Consider the following 15,591-nt stretch of genomic DNA (forward strand, 5'->3'; position numbering starts at 1 on the left):
AGGGGTCGGTTCGGGCTGGACCGCAACCCCCGGGTTGGAAGCCCCCGCCTTTCAGCGGGGAGCGGAGTCACGTCCTGCGTCAGCTCCTAATGGCAGCGACCGGCAGTTTCTCGATGCGGACCGCCGAGGCCTTGAACTCGGCGGTCCCCGCGATCGGGCAGTTCGCCTCGATCGTCAGCTGGTTGGTGTCCACCTCGTCGGGAAAGTGCATGGTCATGAACGCGAGCCCGGGCCGCAGCGCCGGGTCGACCCACACGGGCGCCACCACCACGCCGCGCCGCGACGACACCCGCACCTCCTCGCCCACCACGACGCCGTACCGCTCCGCGTCCTCCGGGCACAGCTCGACGTACTCGCCGCGCCGCAGCGGAGAGGCGAAACTCCCGCTCTGCACACCGGTGTTGTACGAGTCGAGGCGCCGGCCCGTCGTCAGGCGGATCGGGAACGACTCGTCCGTCAGGTCCACCGGCGGGTCGTGCGCGACGAGCCCGAAGGGTGCCGCACGGCCGCGCAGCGCCGGATCCTGCTCCCACAGCCTCCCGTGCAGGAAGCTCGACGGCAGGACCTCCAGGTCCGGGCACGGCCACTGAAGGCCCTGGTGCTCCTCCAGGCGGTCGTACGTCATGCCGAAGTGGTCCGGCGACAGGTCACGCAGCTCGTTCCAGACGGCCTCGGAGTCGGCGAACTTCCAGTCGTGGCCGAGCCGCGCGGCGACCTCGCAGATGATGGCGATGTCCTCGCGGGCCTCGCCGGGCGGGGTGAGCGCGGCGCGTACGCGCTGAACCCGCCTCTCGCTGTTGGTCGTTGTGCCGTCGGTCTCCGCCCAGGCGGCGGTCGCCGGCAGGATCACGTCGGCCATCTCCGCCGTCTTCGTCAGGAAGATGTCCTGGACCACCAGATGGTCGAGGGCCGCGAGACGGCGTATCGCCTGCTCGCTGTCGGCCTCGGACTGGGCGGGGTTCTCGCCGATGCAGTACACGGCGTGCAGTTCGCCGTGCTCCATCGCCTCGAACATGTCGGTGAGCGTCATCCCGTACCGCGGCTGGATGGCCGCGCCCCACGCGCGCTCGAACTTGACGCGGTGCGCGCTGTCGAGGATGTCCTGGAAGCCGGGCAGGCGGTTGGGGATGGCGCCCATGTCGCCGCCGCCCTGGACGTTGTTCTGCCCGCGCAGGGGCTGGACGCCGGAGCCGTAGCGGCCTACGTGCCCGGTGAGCAGCGACAGGTTGATCAACGCCCGTACGTTGTCCGTGCCGTTGTGGTGCTCTGTGATGCCAAGGGTCCAGCACAGCTGGGCGCGCTCGGCGGTGGCGTAGGCGTGCGCGAGGTCGCGGATGGCGGCGGCGGGGACGCCCGTGACCTTCTCGGCGAGGGAGAGGGTCCACGGCTCGACCAGCTCGGCGTACTCGTCGAAGCCGGTCGTGGCCCGCTCGATGAACGCCTTGTTGTGCAGGCCCGCGTGGATGATCTCGCGGCCTACGGCGTGGGCGAGCGGGATGTCCGTGCCGACGTTCAGACCGAGCCAGCTCTCCGCCCACTCGGCGGTCGAGGTGCGGCGCGGATCGACCGCGTACATCCGTGCCCCGTTCCTGATCCCCTTCAGGACGTGCTGGAAGAAGATCGGGTGCGCGAAGCGGGCGTTGGAGCCCCACATCACGATGAGGTCGGTGTGCTCGACCTCCTCGTACGAGGAGGTGCCGCCGCCCGAGCCGAACGCCGCGGACAGGCCCGCGACGCTCGGGGCGTGACAGGTGCGGTTGCACGAGTCGACGTTGTTGGTGCCCATCACGACGCGCGTGAACTTCTGTGCCACGTAGTTCATCTCGTTCGTGGCGCGGGCACAGGAGAGCATCGCGAACGCGTCCGGGCCGTGCGCCTCCTTGGTGCGCCGGAAGCCGTCCGCGGCCCTGGCGAGCGCCTCGTCCCAGGTGGCGCGTCGCAGCGGCTCGTCCCGGGAGTCCCGGACGAGGGGATGGGTGAGGCGGGTGTACGTCTTCGGGGTGCGGTCCCGCTTCTTCATGCCGCGCTCCTCATGCGGTCGGCGAGCAGATCCGAGATGGCGTGGACGGTGCGCAGTGTCGGGACCGGAACGCCGGTGATCTCCGCCAGTTCCACGACGGCCGCAAGCAGCACGTCGAGTTCGAGCGGTTTGCCGCGCTCCAGGTCCTGGAGTGTCGAGGTGCGGTGGTCGCCGACGCGCTCGGCGCCGGCCAGCCGTCGTTCGACGGAGATGTCCGGACGGCAGCCGAGGGCTCCGGCGACGGCGAGCGTCTCGGTCATCATGATCTCGATGACGCGGCGTGTGCCGCCGTGCAGGCACATCTGCCGCATGGTCGCGCGGGACAGCGCGCTGATCGGGTTGAACGAGATGTTGCCGAGCAGCTTGATCCAGATGTCGCCGCGCAGCTCGGGCTCGACCGGGCACTTGAGGCCCCCGGCCTGCATCGCCTGACTGAACGCGAGGCAGCGGTCCGACACCGAGCGGTCGGGCTCCCCGATGGAGAACCTGGTCCCTTCGAGATGGCGAACGATGCCGGGGCCTTCGAGCTCCGTCGCCGCGTAGACGACACAGCCGATGGCCCGCTCGGGCGCGAGCACCGCACTGACCGTGCCGCCCGGGTCCACACTCTCGACGCGCTGCCCGTCGTGCGGGCCGCCGTGCCGGTGGAAGTACCACCAGGGGATGCCGTTCTGGGCCGCGATCACGGCCGTCGAGCTGTGCAGCAGCGGCTCGATGAGCGGCCCGCACGCCGCGTACGAGTTCGCCTTGAGACCGAGGAAGACATAGTCGACCGGGCCGATCCCCGAGGGGTCGTCGGTCGCGTGGGCCCGGGCGGTGAAGTCACCGCGGGGGCTGAGCACTTGGACGCCGTGCTGCCTCATGGCCGCGAGGTGCGGTCCACGGGCGACGAGATGCACGTCGGCGCCGGCGCGATGCAGCGCGGCTCCGACGTAGGCGCCGATCGCACCGGCGCCGAGGACTGCGACTTTCACGATGGCGAGCTCCGTTCGGTCGAGGGCTCCTGCTCTCACGGGAGGAGAGTGCGGAGGACCGTCGGACTGTCGATGGAATATTGTCTACAGTATGGAAGATGGGCCGACAAGAGGTGACGCATCGCATACCGTGTACGGATTCCGGTGTGCGCTCTTCCCAACTCCCGTACGGCTCCCTAACGTTCGGGATCATGAGGCCCCCCGTCGCGCCAACCGGCTGGAGCCGCTGGCTCGTTCCGCCCGCCGCTCTGTCCGTCCACCTCTCCATCGGCCAGGCCTACGCCTGGAGCGTCTTCAAGCCCCCGCTCGAGTCCGCCATGCACCTCAGCGGCACCCAGAGCGCCCTCCCCTTCCAGCTCGGCATCGTGATGCTCGGCCTCTCCGCGGCCTTCGGCGGCACGCTCGTCGAGCGCAACGGCCCGCGCTGGGCGATGACCGTCGCCCTCGTCTGTTTCTCCTCCGGCTTCCTGCTCTCCGCCCTCGGCGCCGCCACCGGACAGTTCTGGCTGATCGTCTTCGGCTACGGCTTCGTCGGCGGGATCGGCCTCGGCATCGGCTACATCTCGCCGGTGTCGACCCTGATCAAGTGGTTCCCCGACCGGCCCGGCATGGCCACCGGCATCGCGATCATGGGCTTCGGCGGCGGCGCGCTGATCGCCTCCCCGTGGTCCGCCCAGATGCTGGAGTCCTTCGGCGCCGACTCCAAGGGCATCGCCCTCGCGTTCCTGGTCCACGGCCTCACATACGCGGTGTTCATGTCCCTCGGCGTGCTCCTGGTGCGGGTGCCGAGCGCTCCGTCAGGGGCGCGGGGCTGTGACATGAGCGGCTCCGCCGCGTGGGCGCGACAAGCCCCCACCGGCCCGCAGGTATCAGCAAGCGCAGCGATCCGCACCCCCCAGTTCTGGTGCCTGTGGCTCGTGCTCTGCATGAACGTGACGGCGGGCATCGGCATCCTGGAGAAGGCCGCCCCGATGATCACGGACTTCTTCAAGGACAGCGGCACCCCCGTCGGCGTCTCCGCGGCCGCGGGCTTCGTCGCGCTCCTGTCGGCGGCGAACATGGCGGGCCGCATCGGCTGGTCCTCCGCCTCCGACCTGGTCGGCCGCAAGAACGTCTACCGCCTCTACCTGGGCGTGGGCGCCGTCATGTACCTGCTGATCGCCCGCTTCGGCGACTCGTCCAAGCCCCTGTTCATCGGCTGCGCGCTGGTGATCCTCTCCTTCTACGGCGGAGGCTTCGCCACCGTTCCCGCGTACCTCAAGGACCTCTTCGGCACCTACCAGGTCGGCGCGATCCACGGCCGGCTGCTCACGGCCTGGTCCACCGCCGGAGTGCTCGGCCCGCTGATCGTCAACCGGGTCGCCGACAGCCAGGAAGAGGCCGGAAAGCACGGCCAGGACCTCTACGGCCTGTCCTTCACGATCATGATCGGCCTGCTCGTCGTGGGCTTCGTCGCGAACGAGCTGATCCGTCCCGTCCACGCCCGCCACCACATCCCCGCCCCGAGGGAGGCCACCGATGACGCAGCCGCAGAGCGCCGGCAGTCCGCCTAGCCGTCGCGCGCTCACCCTGTTCGCCTGGCTGTGGGTCGGGGTGCCGCTCGCGTACGGCCTGTACGAACTCGTACAGAAGGCGAGGCAGCTCTTCACGGGGTAGCACGGGACAGGCCCCGGACGCCGCAGGGCGATGTGGGGCACCCTCCAACCAGGGCGCCCCAATCCTGTCGCTTTACGTGCCCTCGTACCGGTGAGTCGCTCACCAGACTGGTGGATCCGCATCCCGAACACCGAGGGGCCCCACCTATGACCGGTTCGCGCATCGCCGCCATTGGCCACTACCAGCCCGCCAGGGTCCTCACCAATGACGACCTGGCGGCGATGGTGGACACCGACGACGCGTGGATCCGCAGCCGCGTGGGCATCCGCACCCGTCATATCGCGGGCCCCGGCGAACCGGTCGACGACCTGGCCGCGCACGCCGCGGCAAAGGCGCTCGCGTCGGCGGGGCTGTCGGCGGCCGACATCGACCTCGTCGTCGTCGCCACCTCCACCGCCGTCGACCGCTCACCGAACATGGCCGCGCGCGTCGCGCACCGCCTCGGCGTGCCCTCGCCCGCCGCGCTCGACGTCAACGTGGTGTGCGCGGGCTTCACGCACGCGCTCGCCACCGCCGACCACGCAGTACGGGCGGGCGCCGCGACGCGCGCCCTGGTGATCGGCGCCGACAAGATGTCCGCCGTCACCGACTGGACGGACCGCACGACCTGCGTCCTCGTCGGCGACGGCGCGGGCGCCGTCGTGGTCGAGGCCTGCCCGCCCGGCGACGAGCCGGGCATCGGGCCCGTCCTGTGGGGTTCCGTGCCCGAGATGGGCAACGCCGTCCGCATCGAGGGCGAGCCGGCGCGCTTCGCGCAGGAGGGCCAGAGCGTCTACCGCTGGGCGACGCAGCAACTGCCGCCGCTGGCCCGCGCGGCGTGCGAGCGCGCCGGGTACACGCCCGCGGATCTGGCCGCCGTCGTCCTGCATCAGGCGAACCTGCGGATCATCGAGCCGCTCGCCGAGAAGATCGGCGCGGTGAACGCCGTCGTCGCGCGCGATGTCGTCGACTCGGGCAACACCTCCGCCGCTAGCGTCCCGCTCGCCTTCTCCAAGCTCGTCGAGCGCGGTGAGATCCGCAGCGGCCAGCCGGTGCTGCTCTTCGGATTCGGCGGAAACCTGTCCTACGCGGGCCAGGTCGTCCGCTGCCCCTGAGCAGGCGTGATTTCGCGGCGTTCACGGGTGTAACGAGACCGACTCCCGCCCCTCCTGGCCATTGTGCTCGGTAGACTGTAGACGAAAGCCAATTCATACTGGCTTCTCCGTTGCCCAGGAGGGGGACCGCGATGTTGTCCACAGGACTGCCGCAGGGGGCGGTGCCCAAGCTCGAGCGCCCCGGACCGCTGCGCGAGCGGGTCTACGAGGCGCTGCTCGAACTGATCACGACGCGTGCACTTCAGCCGGGCCAGCATCTGGTCGAGAGCGAACTCGCCGGGCACCTCGGGGTGTCGAGGCAGCCCGTGCGCGAGGCGCTACAGCGGCTGAACACGGAGGGCTGGGTCGATCTCCGTCCGGCGCAGGGCGCCTTCGTGCACGAACCGACCGAGGACGAGGCGGACCAGCTCCTCACGGTCCGTACGCTCCTGGAGGCCGAGGCGGCCCGCCTTGCCGCAGCGAACGCCGGCAAGGCCGGGATCACCGCACTCGAAGAGCTCTGCGCCAGAGGCGAGCAGGCCGTCGCCGACGGGGACGTCGAACTCGTCGTGGCGACGAACGCGGCCTTCCACGCCAAGGTCATGGAACTCGCGGGGAACGTCGTCCTGGGTGAGCTCGCCGGACAGGTGGACCGCCGCGTGCGCTGGTACTACCAGCCGGTCGCCCGCCAGCGCGGCAAGCAGTCCTGGATCGAGCACCGCGAGCTGATCGCGGCGATCGCGCAGCGGGACGAGGCGCGGGCGACGGCGGTCATGCGGGCCCACACCGAGCACACCCGCGAGACGTACCACCGGCGCGACCAGTCGTAGGGGCCGCGTGCCTGAAGGGGGCGCGGGCTTTGCGCGGCGGGACACAGCCGACCGCGCGGGCTTTGCGCCGCCGGCCCCAGCCGACCGTCAGCTGGAAGAGCTCCCCGACAGGCCCCGCGCCTCCGCGGCCAGCATCGCCACCAGGATCACGACGAGCGCGATGAGTTCCGCCACGGCGGCCACATGTATCCCGAGCAGCGCCGCGCCGAGCACCACCGGCACGGCCGCTGCCCGGAAGGCAAGCGGGGAGAGCCGCATGGCGGTCCGGAACGCGACATCGCCGGCCAGGAACAGCGCGACACCGCCCGCGAGCGCGAGCGCGGGCCCGGTGTGCAGATGTTCACCGAGATGACCGAGCGACTTCTTCACGCCCGCCGCGAGGAACGCGACCCCGAGCAGCATCGGCAGGAAGGCGTAGTAGTACGCGTTCATCGCGAGGCGGAAGCGGCGCGCGGGTTCCGTGGCCCGGAACGTCTCCTCGGCCGCCCCCTCGTCCCGTACGAAGTACGTCCACCACAGCGCGACCGCGACCGCCAGCGCCAGGAACGCGCCCCCGAACAGGCCCACCGTCAGCGGCTGGTCGCCGATGCCGATGCCGATCGCGATGACGGACTCGCCGAACGCGATGATCAGGAGCAGGCCGTGGCGCTCCACGAAGTGCCCCGGCTCCAGGCCGCCGAGCTGACCCCGGAGGTCGTCCGTCGTGCGCCCGCCGTGGCTGCGGGGACCGGCCTGCGCCAGGAACGGCGTCACGATCTGCAGCGCGATCGCGAGCACCCACCATGCGTCGGTGGCGAGCCCGTGGAAGAAGCCGCCCGTCGTCACGGCGAGCGCGGCCAGCGCGTTCGGCACCGCGTACCAGATCACGTCACGGCCGTGGCTGCGTGTGTACAGCGCGCTGTGCACCACGACGACGAGCAGGAACCCGAGGCCGAAGACCACGCCGCCGTCGGTGAAGGCGCGCGGGATGGCGAGCGCGCACACCAGGAACGCGCCCATCCCGACGATGAGCAGCAGCCGGCGTGAGGGCCGGTCGGGCGGCACCTGGTTGGTGAGGTAGGCGTAGGCGCCGTACATCCAGAACAGCACGACGAAGATGAGGACGACCCGGCCCGCCGTGGCGAACGACAGGTCGTGCGCCAGCAGCACGGTGAGCTGCGTCAGGGTGAAGACGAAGACGAGGTCGAAGAAGAGCTCCAGCGTGCTGACCCGCAGCTCGGGGGCGGGCCGTCGCTCCTGTGTCCTCTCCTGCGGGCCGCGCGTGCTCTCCGTCATTCCAACCCCCTTGTGACGTCCATCAGTTGTGCGAGCGACAGGGTACGCGGATCCTTCCTCCCGGCTCTTTGTCCTGTGACTGGAGAAAGTCATGGGTAATTGCTGCGCAACTTCTTCCCACTCCCGGCAAGCACTGCTACGTTCCCCTCGAAAGCCCGAAGACGGGACGACCGGCGGCCCGGTGAGGCGGTGAGGGGCACGTGAGACGCATGACGGCTCGACCCGCGAACGCGCACCAGGCGCGCCTGCTGCGTCTGCTGCGCGACGGCGGACCCAACTCCCGGGCCCAGCTGGGCGATCAGGTCGACCTCTCGCGGTCGAAGCTGGCCGTCGAGGTGGACCGGCTCCTGGAGACGGGCCTCGTCGTGGCCGACGGACTCGCTGCCTCGCGCGGCGGGCGCCGCTCCCACAACATCCGGCTCGCGCCCGAACTGCGTTTCCTCGGCGTCGACATCGGCGCGACCTCGGTCGACGTCGCTGTCACCAACGCCGAACTGGAAGTCCTCGGGCACATCAACCAGCCCCTGGACGTCCGCGAGGGTCCGGTCGCCGTCTTCGAGCAAGTGCTCGCGATGGCGGCCAAGTTGAGGGCCTCCGGGCTGGCCGAGGGGTTCGACGGAGCCGGGATCGGCGTCCCCGGACCCGTCCGGTTCCCCGAGGGCGTGCCGGTCGCGCCGCCGATCATGCCGGGCTGGGACGGTTTCCCCGTCCGCGAGGCCCTCAGCCAGGAACTCGGCTGCCCGGTCATGGTCGACAACGACGTGAACCTGATGGCGATGGGGGAGCAGCACGCGGGCGTCGCCCGCTCCGCGCGCGACTTCCTCTGCGTCAAGATCGGTACGGGCATCGGCTGCGGCATCGTCGTCGGCGGAGAGGTCTACCGCGGTACGACGGGCAGCGCCGGCGACATCGGCCACATCCAGGTCGAGCCCGACGGACGCCAGTGCGCCTGCGGCAACAAGGGCTGCCTGGAGGCCCACTTCAGCGGCGCGGCACTCGCCCGCGACGCCGAGGAGGCCGCCCGCGAGGGCCGTTCCGACGAACTCGCCGCCCTCCTTGAGACGGCCGGGAAGCTCAGCGCCGCCGACGTGGCCGTCGCGGCCGCCGCCGGTGACGCCACCTCACTCGATCTCATCCGCCAGGGCGGCAACCGCACCGGGCAGGTCATCGCCTCACTCGTCAGCTTCTTCAATCCGGGCCTCGTGGTGATCGGGGGTGGCGTGACCGGCCTCGGCCACACGCTTCTCGCCGCCCTGCGCACCCAGGTCTACCGCCAGTCGCTGCCCCTGGCGACCGGCAACCTCCCCATCGTCCTGGGCGAGCTCGGCCCCACCGCCGGAGTCATCGGCGCGGCCCGCCTGATCAGCGACCACCTGTTCTCACCGGCGTAACACCGCCCGGCGTAACACCGCACGCGATCACCACACCAGTACGGCGCTCAGCTCCGCCCTGCCCTGGCACCGGCCCGCATCCGCCGAGGGGATCACTCATGGCACCGGAACCACCCCTGCTCACCATGTCCGGCATCACCAAGTCGTTCCCCGGCGTCCGCGCCCTCGACGGCGTGGACCTGGAGGTCCTGGCCGGTGAGGTGCACTGCCTCCTCGGCCAGAACGGCGCGGGGAAGTCCACCCTCATCAAGGTCCTCGCCGGCGCCCACCAGCCCGACGACGGCACGATCACCTGGCGCGGCGAGCGCACGGTGCTCAAGTCGCCCATCGCCGCGATGCGCCTCGGCATCGCGACCATCTACCAGGAACTCGACCTGGTGGAGGGGCTGTCCGTCGCCGAGAACGTCTACCTCGGACACGAGCCGACCACCGCCGGATTCGTGGTCCGCGGGCGCGACGCCCGCACCACAACCGCCGCACTGCTCAAGCGACTCGGGCACGACGAGATCGGCCCCGGCACGCTCGTCGGCGACCTCTCGGCGGCCCAGCAGCAGATCGTCTCCATGGCCCGCGCGCTCTCCCACGACGTCCGCCTCATCGTCATGGACGAACCCTCGGCCGCCCTCGACCCGGACGAGGTCGACAACCTCTTCCGCATCGTCGACTCCCTCACCGCGGACGGCGTCGCCGTCGTCTACATCTCGCACCGCCTGGAGGAGATCCGCCGGATCGGCGATCGCGTCACCGTCCTCAAGGACGGCCGGGCGGTCGCGGGCGGACTGCCCGCCAAGGAGACGCCGACCCGCGACGTGGTGGCCCTCATGACCGGCCGGAACGTCGAGTACGTGTTCCCCGAGCGTCCCTCGGGACCGCCTCGCGCCGAACCCGTCCTGACCGTCAAGGGCCTTTCCCGGCAAGGGGAGTTCGCGCCACTCGACCTCGAACTGCGGCCCGGCGAGATCGTCGGCCTCGCGGGGCTCGTCGGCTCGGGACGCTCCGAGATCCTGGAGACGATCTACGGCGCACGCAAGGCCACTACGGGACAAGTCGCCGTCGACGGACAGGTGTTGCGGCCCGGCAGCGTCCGCGCCGCCGTCCGCGCCGGTCTCGGCCTCGCCCCCGAGGAGCGCAAGGCACAGGCACTCCTCATGCTGGAGTCCGTCACCAACAACGTCTCCGTCTCCTCCATGTCCCGCTTCTCGTACGGGGGCTGGCTGGACCGGGGCAAGGAACTCGACGCCGCGCGGGCCGCGACCCGCGAGCTGTCCCTGCGCCCCGACAACCCGTCCGCGCCGGTGCGCACCCTCTCCGGGGGCAACCAGCAAAAGGCCGTCCTGGCCCGCTGGCTCCTGCGCGGCTGCCGCGTCCTCCTCCTCGACGAGCCGACCCGCGGCGTGGACGTCGGCGCCCGCGCCGAGCTCTACGCCGTCATCCGCCGCCTCGCCGACGACGGCCTCGCGGTCCTCATGGTCTCCAGCGAGGTCCCCGAGGTCCTCGGACTCGCGGACCGGGTCCTGGTGCTGAGAGAGGGCCGGGTCGTCCACGAGGCCCCGGCGGCGGACCTGGACGAACACAGGGTCCTGGACCTGGTATTGGCGGGGGCATGAGGCGCCCCGTCAGGGGCGCGGGGCTGTCACATGTGCGGCTCCGCCGCGTGGGCGCGCCCAGCCACGAACAACCGGCACTCGGGCTGCCACTCAGGCGCCCCTTAAGGGGCGCGGGGAACTGCGCAGACACCAGCCAAAACGAACCCGCACACGAAGGGAGCCCCGAGCGATGACGCACCCCACATCCCCCGCCCGGCCCGTCGCGCCCAAGAGCGCCCCGGCCAAGACTCGCCCCAGAGGCTTCCGTCCAGACGTGCGGACCCTGTCCCTGGTGGGCGTGCTCGCCGTCCTCGTCCTGATCGGCGGCGTCACCCAGCCCGACTCGTTCCTCGACACGCACAACGTGCAGCTGATCCTCACGCAGGCGTCCGTCATCGGTGTCGTCACCGTCGGCATGACCTTCGTGATCATCTCCGGCGGCATCGACCTGTCGGTCGGCGCGATCGTCGCCCTCGCGAGCGTCTGGGCCACCACGGTCGCGACCCAGGACTACGGCTTCGCCGGAATCCTGTTCACCGCCGTCGTCGTGGGCGTGGCCTGCGGCCTGGTCAACGGGCTGCTCATCGCGTACGGCGGCATGGTCCCCTTCATCGCCACCCTCGCGATGCTGGCGTCGGGCCGCGGTCTCGCCCTCCAGATCACCGACGGCAAGACCCAGACCGTGTCCGTGGACAGCGTCCTCAAGCTCGGTGAGCGCGACGCCTACATCCTCGGCATCCCGCCGCTCGTCCTCGTCTTCGCGGCCGTCACGGTCGTCGGCTGGCTGGTCCTGAACCGCACGACGTTCGGGCGCCGCTCCGTAGCCGTCGGCGGCAACGCCGAGGCCGCGCGGCTCGCCGGCATCGACGTACGCCGCCAGCGCCTCTACCTCTACCTCCTGTCGGGCCTGTGCTGCGGCATCGCGGCCTTCCTCCTGATCGTCCTGGCCGGATCGGGACAGAACACGAACGGCAACCTCTACGAACTCGACGCCATCGCCGCCGCGATCATCGGCGGCACCCTGCTGACCGGCGGCCGGGGCACCATCACCGGCTCCGTGCTCGGCGTACTGATCTTCACCACGATCACCAACATCTTCGCGCTCAACAATCTGCAGAGCGACGTCCAGGAGATCGCCAAGGGGGCGATCATCGTCGCCGCGGTCCTGGTCCAGCGACGCACCTCCACCACCACTTCTTGACTCGGGAAGGGCCCACCGACATGCCAGAGACCACGAGCCGCAGAGGACTGCTCTTCGGGGCGGCAGCCGCCGTCACCACGGGCGGACTGCTCACCGCCTGCACGAGCAACGAGCCCAAGGACGCGAAGCCCGCGGCGAACGACAAGCCCGCCGCGGACGACAAGCCGGGCAAGCACGTCACCATCGGGTTCGCGGGACCGCAGGCCGACCACGGCTGGCTCAACGCCATCAACGACAACGCCACCGAGCGCGCCAAGAAGTACTCCGACGTCACCCTGGAGGCGACGGAGGGCTCGAACGACACCGCCGCGCAGATCGGGCAGGTCGAGACCCTGATCAACAAGAAGGTCGACGTCCTGGTGATCCTGCCGGCCGACGGCAAGGCCCTCACCCAGGTCGGCCTGAAGGCGATGCGCGCCGGGATCCCCGTCGTCAACCTCGACCGGATCTTCAACACCCCGCAGGCGTACCGCTGCTGGATCGGCGGCGACAACTACGGCATGGGCCTGAGCGCCGGCAACTACATCGGCGAGCAGCTCAAGGACAAGAAGAACGCCAAGGTCGTCGAGCTCGCGGGCCTCGACAACCTGGAGCTCACCAAGCAGCGCAGCCAGGGCTTCGACGACGCCCTGAAGAACTACCCGAACATCAAGAAGGTCGCCCGCCAGGCCGCCGAGTTCACCGTCGAGTCGGGCCAGTCGAAGATGGCGCAGCTCCTCCAGGCGCAGAAGAACTTCGACGCCCTGTGGAACCACGACGACGACCAGGGTGTCGGCGCCCTGCGCGCCATCAAGCAGGCCGGCCGCGACGACTTCCTCATGGTCGGCGGCGCCGGAGCGCTCTCCGCCATGCAGGCCATCGAGGCCGGCAACAGCGTCCTCAAGGCGACCGTCCTCTACCCGCCGACCATGGCCGCCTCCGCGATCGACCTCGCACGCGCCCTCGGACAGGGCAAGGGCGTCAGCGGTATGGCCGAGTTCGAGATCCCGGCCCACGTGACGCTCTTCTCGGCGGTCGTCGACAAGGACAACGTCGCCCAGTACATGCCGACCGGCTTCAAGTGATGGATGCCCCCACAGCGCATCTCGCGGGACCGGCGTCGACGAGGAGGACTACTGCATGGGCACGACTCAGGAGCCGGGGACAAGGCCGCGCCCCTTGGGTGTCGGCATGGTCGGCTACGCCTTCATGGGCGCCGCCCACTCCCAGGGCTGGCGCACCGTGGGCCGGGTCTTCGACCTGCCGCTGCGGCCGGTCCTCGCGGCCGTCTGCGGCCGGGACGGGCAGGCCGTCCGCGCCGCGGCCGACCGGCTCGGCTGGGCCGCGGCCGAGACGGACTGGCGGGCGCTGATCGCCCGCGAGGACGTCGACGTCGTCGACATCTGCACCCCGGGCGACAGCCATGCGGAGATCGCCGTCGCCGCCCTGGAGGCGGGCAAGCATGTCCTGTGCGAGAAGCCGCTCGCCAACACGGTCGACGAGGCCGAGGCGATGGTCGAGGCGGCCGAACGGGCCCGCACGCGTGGCCAGTTGGCGATGGCCGGCTTCAACTACCGGCGCCTGCCCGCCACCGTGCTCGCCCGCCGTATGGTCGAGGAGGGCCGCATCGGCGCCCTGCGCCACGTGCGCGTCTCCTACCTCCAGGACTGGCTCGTCGACCCCGACTTCCCGCTCACATGGCGGCTGAAGAAGGAGTACGCGGGCTCCGGCGCCCTGGGCGACCTGGGCGCGCACGCCGTCGACCTCGCGCAGTACCTGGCCGGGGAGCCCCTCGCCGGAGTCTCGGCGCTCACCGAGACCTTCGTACGGGAACGGCCGGTCCTCAAGGACACCGTAGGGGCGTCGGCCGGGCTCGCGGCGGGCGACGCCGGGACCGGGCGCGGCCCGGTGACGGTCGACGACGCGGCGCTCTTCACGGCCCGCTTCGCCTCCGGGGCACTCGGCTCCTTCGAGGCGACGCGCTTCGCCTCCGGCCGCAAGAACGCCCTGCGCATCGAACTCAACGGCGAGAAGGGCTCGTTGGCCTTCGATCTGGAGCGCCTCAACGAGCTGTCGTTCCACGACCACACCGAACCCGGGGTCAGCGCGGGCTTCCGCCGCATCCTCGTCACCGAGCCCGAGCACCCCTACCTGGAGGCCTGGTGGCCGCCGGGCCACGGCCTCGGCTACGAACACACCTTCACGCACCAGGCCCGCGATCTGGTCCACGCCATCGCGGCCGGTGAGCAGCCCGAACCGTCCTTCGCCGAAGGCCTGCGCGTGCAGCGCGTGCTCGCCGCCGTGGAGGAGAGCGCGCTCAAGAACTCCGTCTACACCCCCATCCCGGTCTGAGGAGGCACGGCTCATGCCACGCCAGTTCACCCTGTTCACCGGACAGTGGGCCGACCTGCCGCTCGAAGAGGTGTGCAGGCTGGCCCGTGACTTCGGCTACGACGGCCTCGAACTCGCCTGCTGGGGCGACCACTTCGAGGTCGACAAGGCCCTCGCGGACCCCGGCTACCTCGACTCGCGCCGCGCCCTGCTCGACAAGTACGGCCTCAAATGCTGGGCGATCTCCAACCACCTCGTGGGGCAGGCGGTGTGCGACGCGATCATCGACGAGCGCCACCGGGCGATCCTGCCGGCCCGCATCTGGGGCGACGGCGAGGCCGAGGGCGTACGACGGCGGGCCGCGGCCGAGATGGAGGACACCGCGCGGGCCGCGGCGGCCTTCGGCGTCGACACCGTCATCGGCTTCACCGGCTCGTCCATCTGGCACCTGGTCGCCATGTTCCCGCCCGCGCCCGAGTCGATGATCGAGCGCGGCTACCAGGACTTCGCCGACCGCTGGAACCCCGTCCTCGACGTCTTCGACGAGAACGGCGTCCTGTTCGCGCACGAGGTCCACCCGTCGGAGATCGCGTACGACTACTGGACCACGCAGCGCGCCCTCGACGCCGTCGACCACCGGCCCGCCTTCGGCCTGAACTTCGACCCCAGCCATTTCGTGTGGCAGGACCTCGACCCGGTCGGCTTCCTGTGGGACTTCCGTGACCGGATCTACCACGTCGACTGCAAGGAGGCCAGGCGCCGCCTGGACGGCCGCAACGGCCGCCTCGGCTCGCACCTGCCCTGGGGCGACCCGCGCCGCGGCTGGGACTTCGTCTCCGCGGGCCACGGCGACGTGCCCTGGGAGGACGTCTTCCGGATGCTGCGCTCCATCGACTACGAGGGGCCCGTCTCGGTCGAGTGGGAGGACGCCGGCATGGACCGGCTCCAGGGCGCCCCCGAGGCGCTCAGGCACCTCAAGACGTTCGACTTCGAACCGCCGTCGGCGTCCTTCGATTCGGCGTTCAGCAACTGACGCCCTGAAGGGGCGCGGGGCCGCCTCGGTGTGCGGCTCCGCAGCGACTGCGCGACCGGCCCCAACGGTCGCGCAGTCGCTGAACCCTGCCCAGACACCTCTTTGTCTTCGTGCAGGAGAAAGTCTCAACAACCTTATGCACAAGGGCTATCCGAGCCAGACAAACGCGGCTAGCTTCGTTGCCGCATACATAGCAACCGCTTTCCCGGGGTGACGGCGCACCCCGTCCACGGCACGACCCG

General features: G+C 70.7%; 13 protein-coding genes. 10 read left to right on the top strand and 3 right to left on the bottom strand.

Features of this window, described 5'->3' with window-relative positions; all coding sequences use genetic code 11:
- Positions 1–79: 79 nt before the first annotated feature.
- A complete protein-coding gene (locus ACY0PA_RS33745; protein ID WP_473081234.1) occupies positions 80–2,020 on the bottom strand; it encodes a molybdopterin oxidoreductase family protein in 1,941 nt (646 codons plus the stop codon).
- Complete coding sequence (locus ACY0PA_RS33750) at positions 2,017–2,994, bottom strand: 2-dehydropantoate 2-reductase (protein ID WP_473081235.1); 978 nt, start codon at positions 2,992–2,994, stop codon at positions 2,017–2,019. Before ACY0PA_RS33750 ends, ACY0PA_RS33745 begins: the two co-directional genes overlap by 4 nt.
- A gap of 191 nt (positions 2,995–3,185) precedes the next feature.
- On the opposite strand from ACY0PA_RS33750, the gene ACY0PA_RS33755 reads away from it, so the two are divergent.
- From ACY0PA_RS33755 to ACY0PA_RS33770, 4 genes are all read left to right on the top strand, one after another.
- Positions 3,186–4,547, top strand: a complete 1,362-nt coding sequence (locus ACY0PA_RS33755; RefSeq protein WP_473081236.1) for an OFA family MFS transporter — start codon at positions 3,186–3,188, stop codon at positions 4,545–4,547.
- Positions 4,513–4,650: an MFS transporter small subunit gene (locus ACY0PA_RS33760; protein ID WP_199841638.1), complete on the top strand. Its 138-nt coding sequence runs from the start codon at positions 4,513–4,515 to the stop codon at positions 4,648–4,650. Before ACY0PA_RS33755 ends, ACY0PA_RS33760 begins: the two co-directional genes overlap by 35 nt.
- Positions 4,651–4,796: 146 nt before the next feature.
- The gene (locus ACY0PA_RS33765; protein ID WP_473081237.1) at positions 4,797–5,744 is read left to right on the top strand and encodes a beta-ketoacyl-ACP synthase III; all 948 of its coding nucleotides are present in this window, start codon (positions 4,797–4,799) and stop codon (positions 5,742–5,744) included.
- Positions 5,745–5,875: 131 nt separating this feature from the next.
- Positions 5,876–6,553, top strand: coding sequence for a GntR family transcriptional regulator (locus ACY0PA_RS33770; protein WP_383894349.1), 678 nt, complete (start codon positions 5,876–5,878; stop codon positions 6,551–6,553).
- 87 nt (positions 6,554–6,640) lie between these two features.
- Here the strand turns inward: ACY0PA_RS33770 and ACY0PA_RS33775 are convergent, their stop codons facing one another.
- A complete protein-coding gene (locus ACY0PA_RS33775; RefSeq protein WP_473081238.1) occupies positions 6,641–7,828 on the bottom strand; it encodes a low temperature requirement protein A in 1,188 nt (395 codons plus the stop codon).
- A gap of 209 nt (positions 7,829–8,037) precedes the next feature.
- Between ACY0PA_RS33775 and ACY0PA_RS33780 the strand changes: the two genes are divergently transcribed.
- From ACY0PA_RS33780 to ACY0PA_RS33805, 6 genes are all read left to right on the top strand, one after another.
- Positions 8,038–9,219 (top strand): ROK family transcriptional regulator, encoded by a 1,182-nt coding sequence (locus ACY0PA_RS33780; RefSeq protein ID WP_473081239.1) that lies wholly within the window; start codon positions 8,038–8,040, stop codon positions 9,217–9,219.
- A 98-nt stretch (positions 9,220–9,317) separates the two neighbouring features.
- Positions 9,318–10,826, top strand: a complete 1,509-nt coding sequence (locus ACY0PA_RS33785) for a sugar ABC transporter ATP-binding protein (protein ID WP_473081240.1) — start codon at positions 9,318–9,320, stop codon at positions 10,824–10,826.
- 169 nt (positions 10,827–10,995) lie between these two features.
- Positions 10,996–12,006: an ABC transporter permease gene (locus ACY0PA_RS33790; RefSeq protein ID WP_473081241.1), complete on the top strand. Its 1,011-nt coding sequence runs from the start codon at positions 10,996–10,998 to the stop codon at positions 12,004–12,006.
- Between the two features lie 20 nt (positions 12,007–12,026).
- The gene (locus ACY0PA_RS33795) at positions 12,027–13,070 is read left to right on the top strand and encodes a substrate-binding domain-containing protein (protein ID WP_473081242.1); all 1,044 of its coding nucleotides are present in this window, start codon (positions 12,027–12,029) and stop codon (positions 13,068–13,070) included.
- 55 nt (positions 13,071–13,125) lie between these two features.
- Positions 13,126–14,337, top strand: coding sequence for a Gfo/Idh/MocA family protein (locus ACY0PA_RS33800; protein ID WP_473081243.1), 1,212 nt, complete (start codon positions 13,126–13,128; stop codon positions 14,335–14,337).
- Positions 14,338–14,350: 13 nt separating this feature from the next.
- Positions 14,351–15,349, top strand: a complete 999-nt coding sequence (locus tag ACY0PA_RS33805) for a sugar phosphate isomerase/epimerase family protein (protein ID WP_473081244.1) — start codon at positions 14,351–14,353, stop codon at positions 15,347–15,349.
- Positions 15,350–15,591 lie beyond the last annotated feature (242 nt).

The sequence above is a fragment of the Streptomyces sp. DS1-CR2 genome, from assembly GCF_055760475.1.

Coding starts and splice junctions, on each gene's coding strand:
- ACY0PA_RS33780 (WP_473081239.1), top strand. CDS start 8,038: ATGACGGCTCGACCCGCGAACGCGCACCAGGCGCGCCTGCTGCGTCTG.
- ACY0PA_RS33800 (WP_473081243.1), top strand. CDS start 13,126: ATGGGCACGACTCAGGAGCCGGGGACAAGGCCGCGCCCCTTGGGTGTC.
- ACY0PA_RS33790 (WP_473081241.1), top strand. CDS start 10,996: ATGACGCACCCCACATCCCCCGCCCGGCCCGTCGCGCCCAAGAGCGCC.
- ACY0PA_RS33755 (WP_473081236.1), top strand. CDS start 3,186: ATGAGGCCCCCCGTCGCGCCAACCGGCTGGAGCCGCTGGCTCGTTCCG.
- ACY0PA_RS33760 (WP_199841638.1), top strand. CDS start 4,513: ATGACGCAGCCGCAGAGCGCCGGCAGTCCGCCTAGCCGTCGCGCGCTC.
- ACY0PA_RS33745 (WP_473081234.1), bottom strand. CDS start 2,020: ATGAAGAAGCGGGACCGCACCCCGAAGACGTACACCCGCCTCACCCAT.
- ACY0PA_RS33785 (WP_473081240.1), top strand. CDS start 9,318: ATGGCACCGGAACCACCCCTGCTCACCATGTCCGGCATCACCAAGTCG.
- ACY0PA_RS33765 (WP_473081237.1), top strand. CDS start 4,797: ATGACCGGTTCGCGCATCGCCGCCATTGGCCACTACCAGCCCGCCAGG.
- ACY0PA_RS33770 (WP_383894349.1), top strand. CDS start 5,876: ATGTTGTCCACAGGACTGCCGCAGGGGGCGGTGCCCAAGCTCGAGCGC.
- ACY0PA_RS33795 (WP_473081242.1), top strand. CDS start 12,027: ATGCCAGAGACCACGAGCCGCAGAGGACTGCTCTTCGGGGCGGCAGCC.
- ACY0PA_RS33775 (WP_473081238.1), bottom strand. CDS start 7,828: ATGACGGAGAGCACGCGCGGCCCGCAGGAGAGGACACAGGAGCGACGG.
- ACY0PA_RS33805 (WP_473081244.1), top strand. CDS start 14,351: ATGCCACGCCAGTTCACCCTGTTCACCGGACAGTGGGCCGACCTGCCG.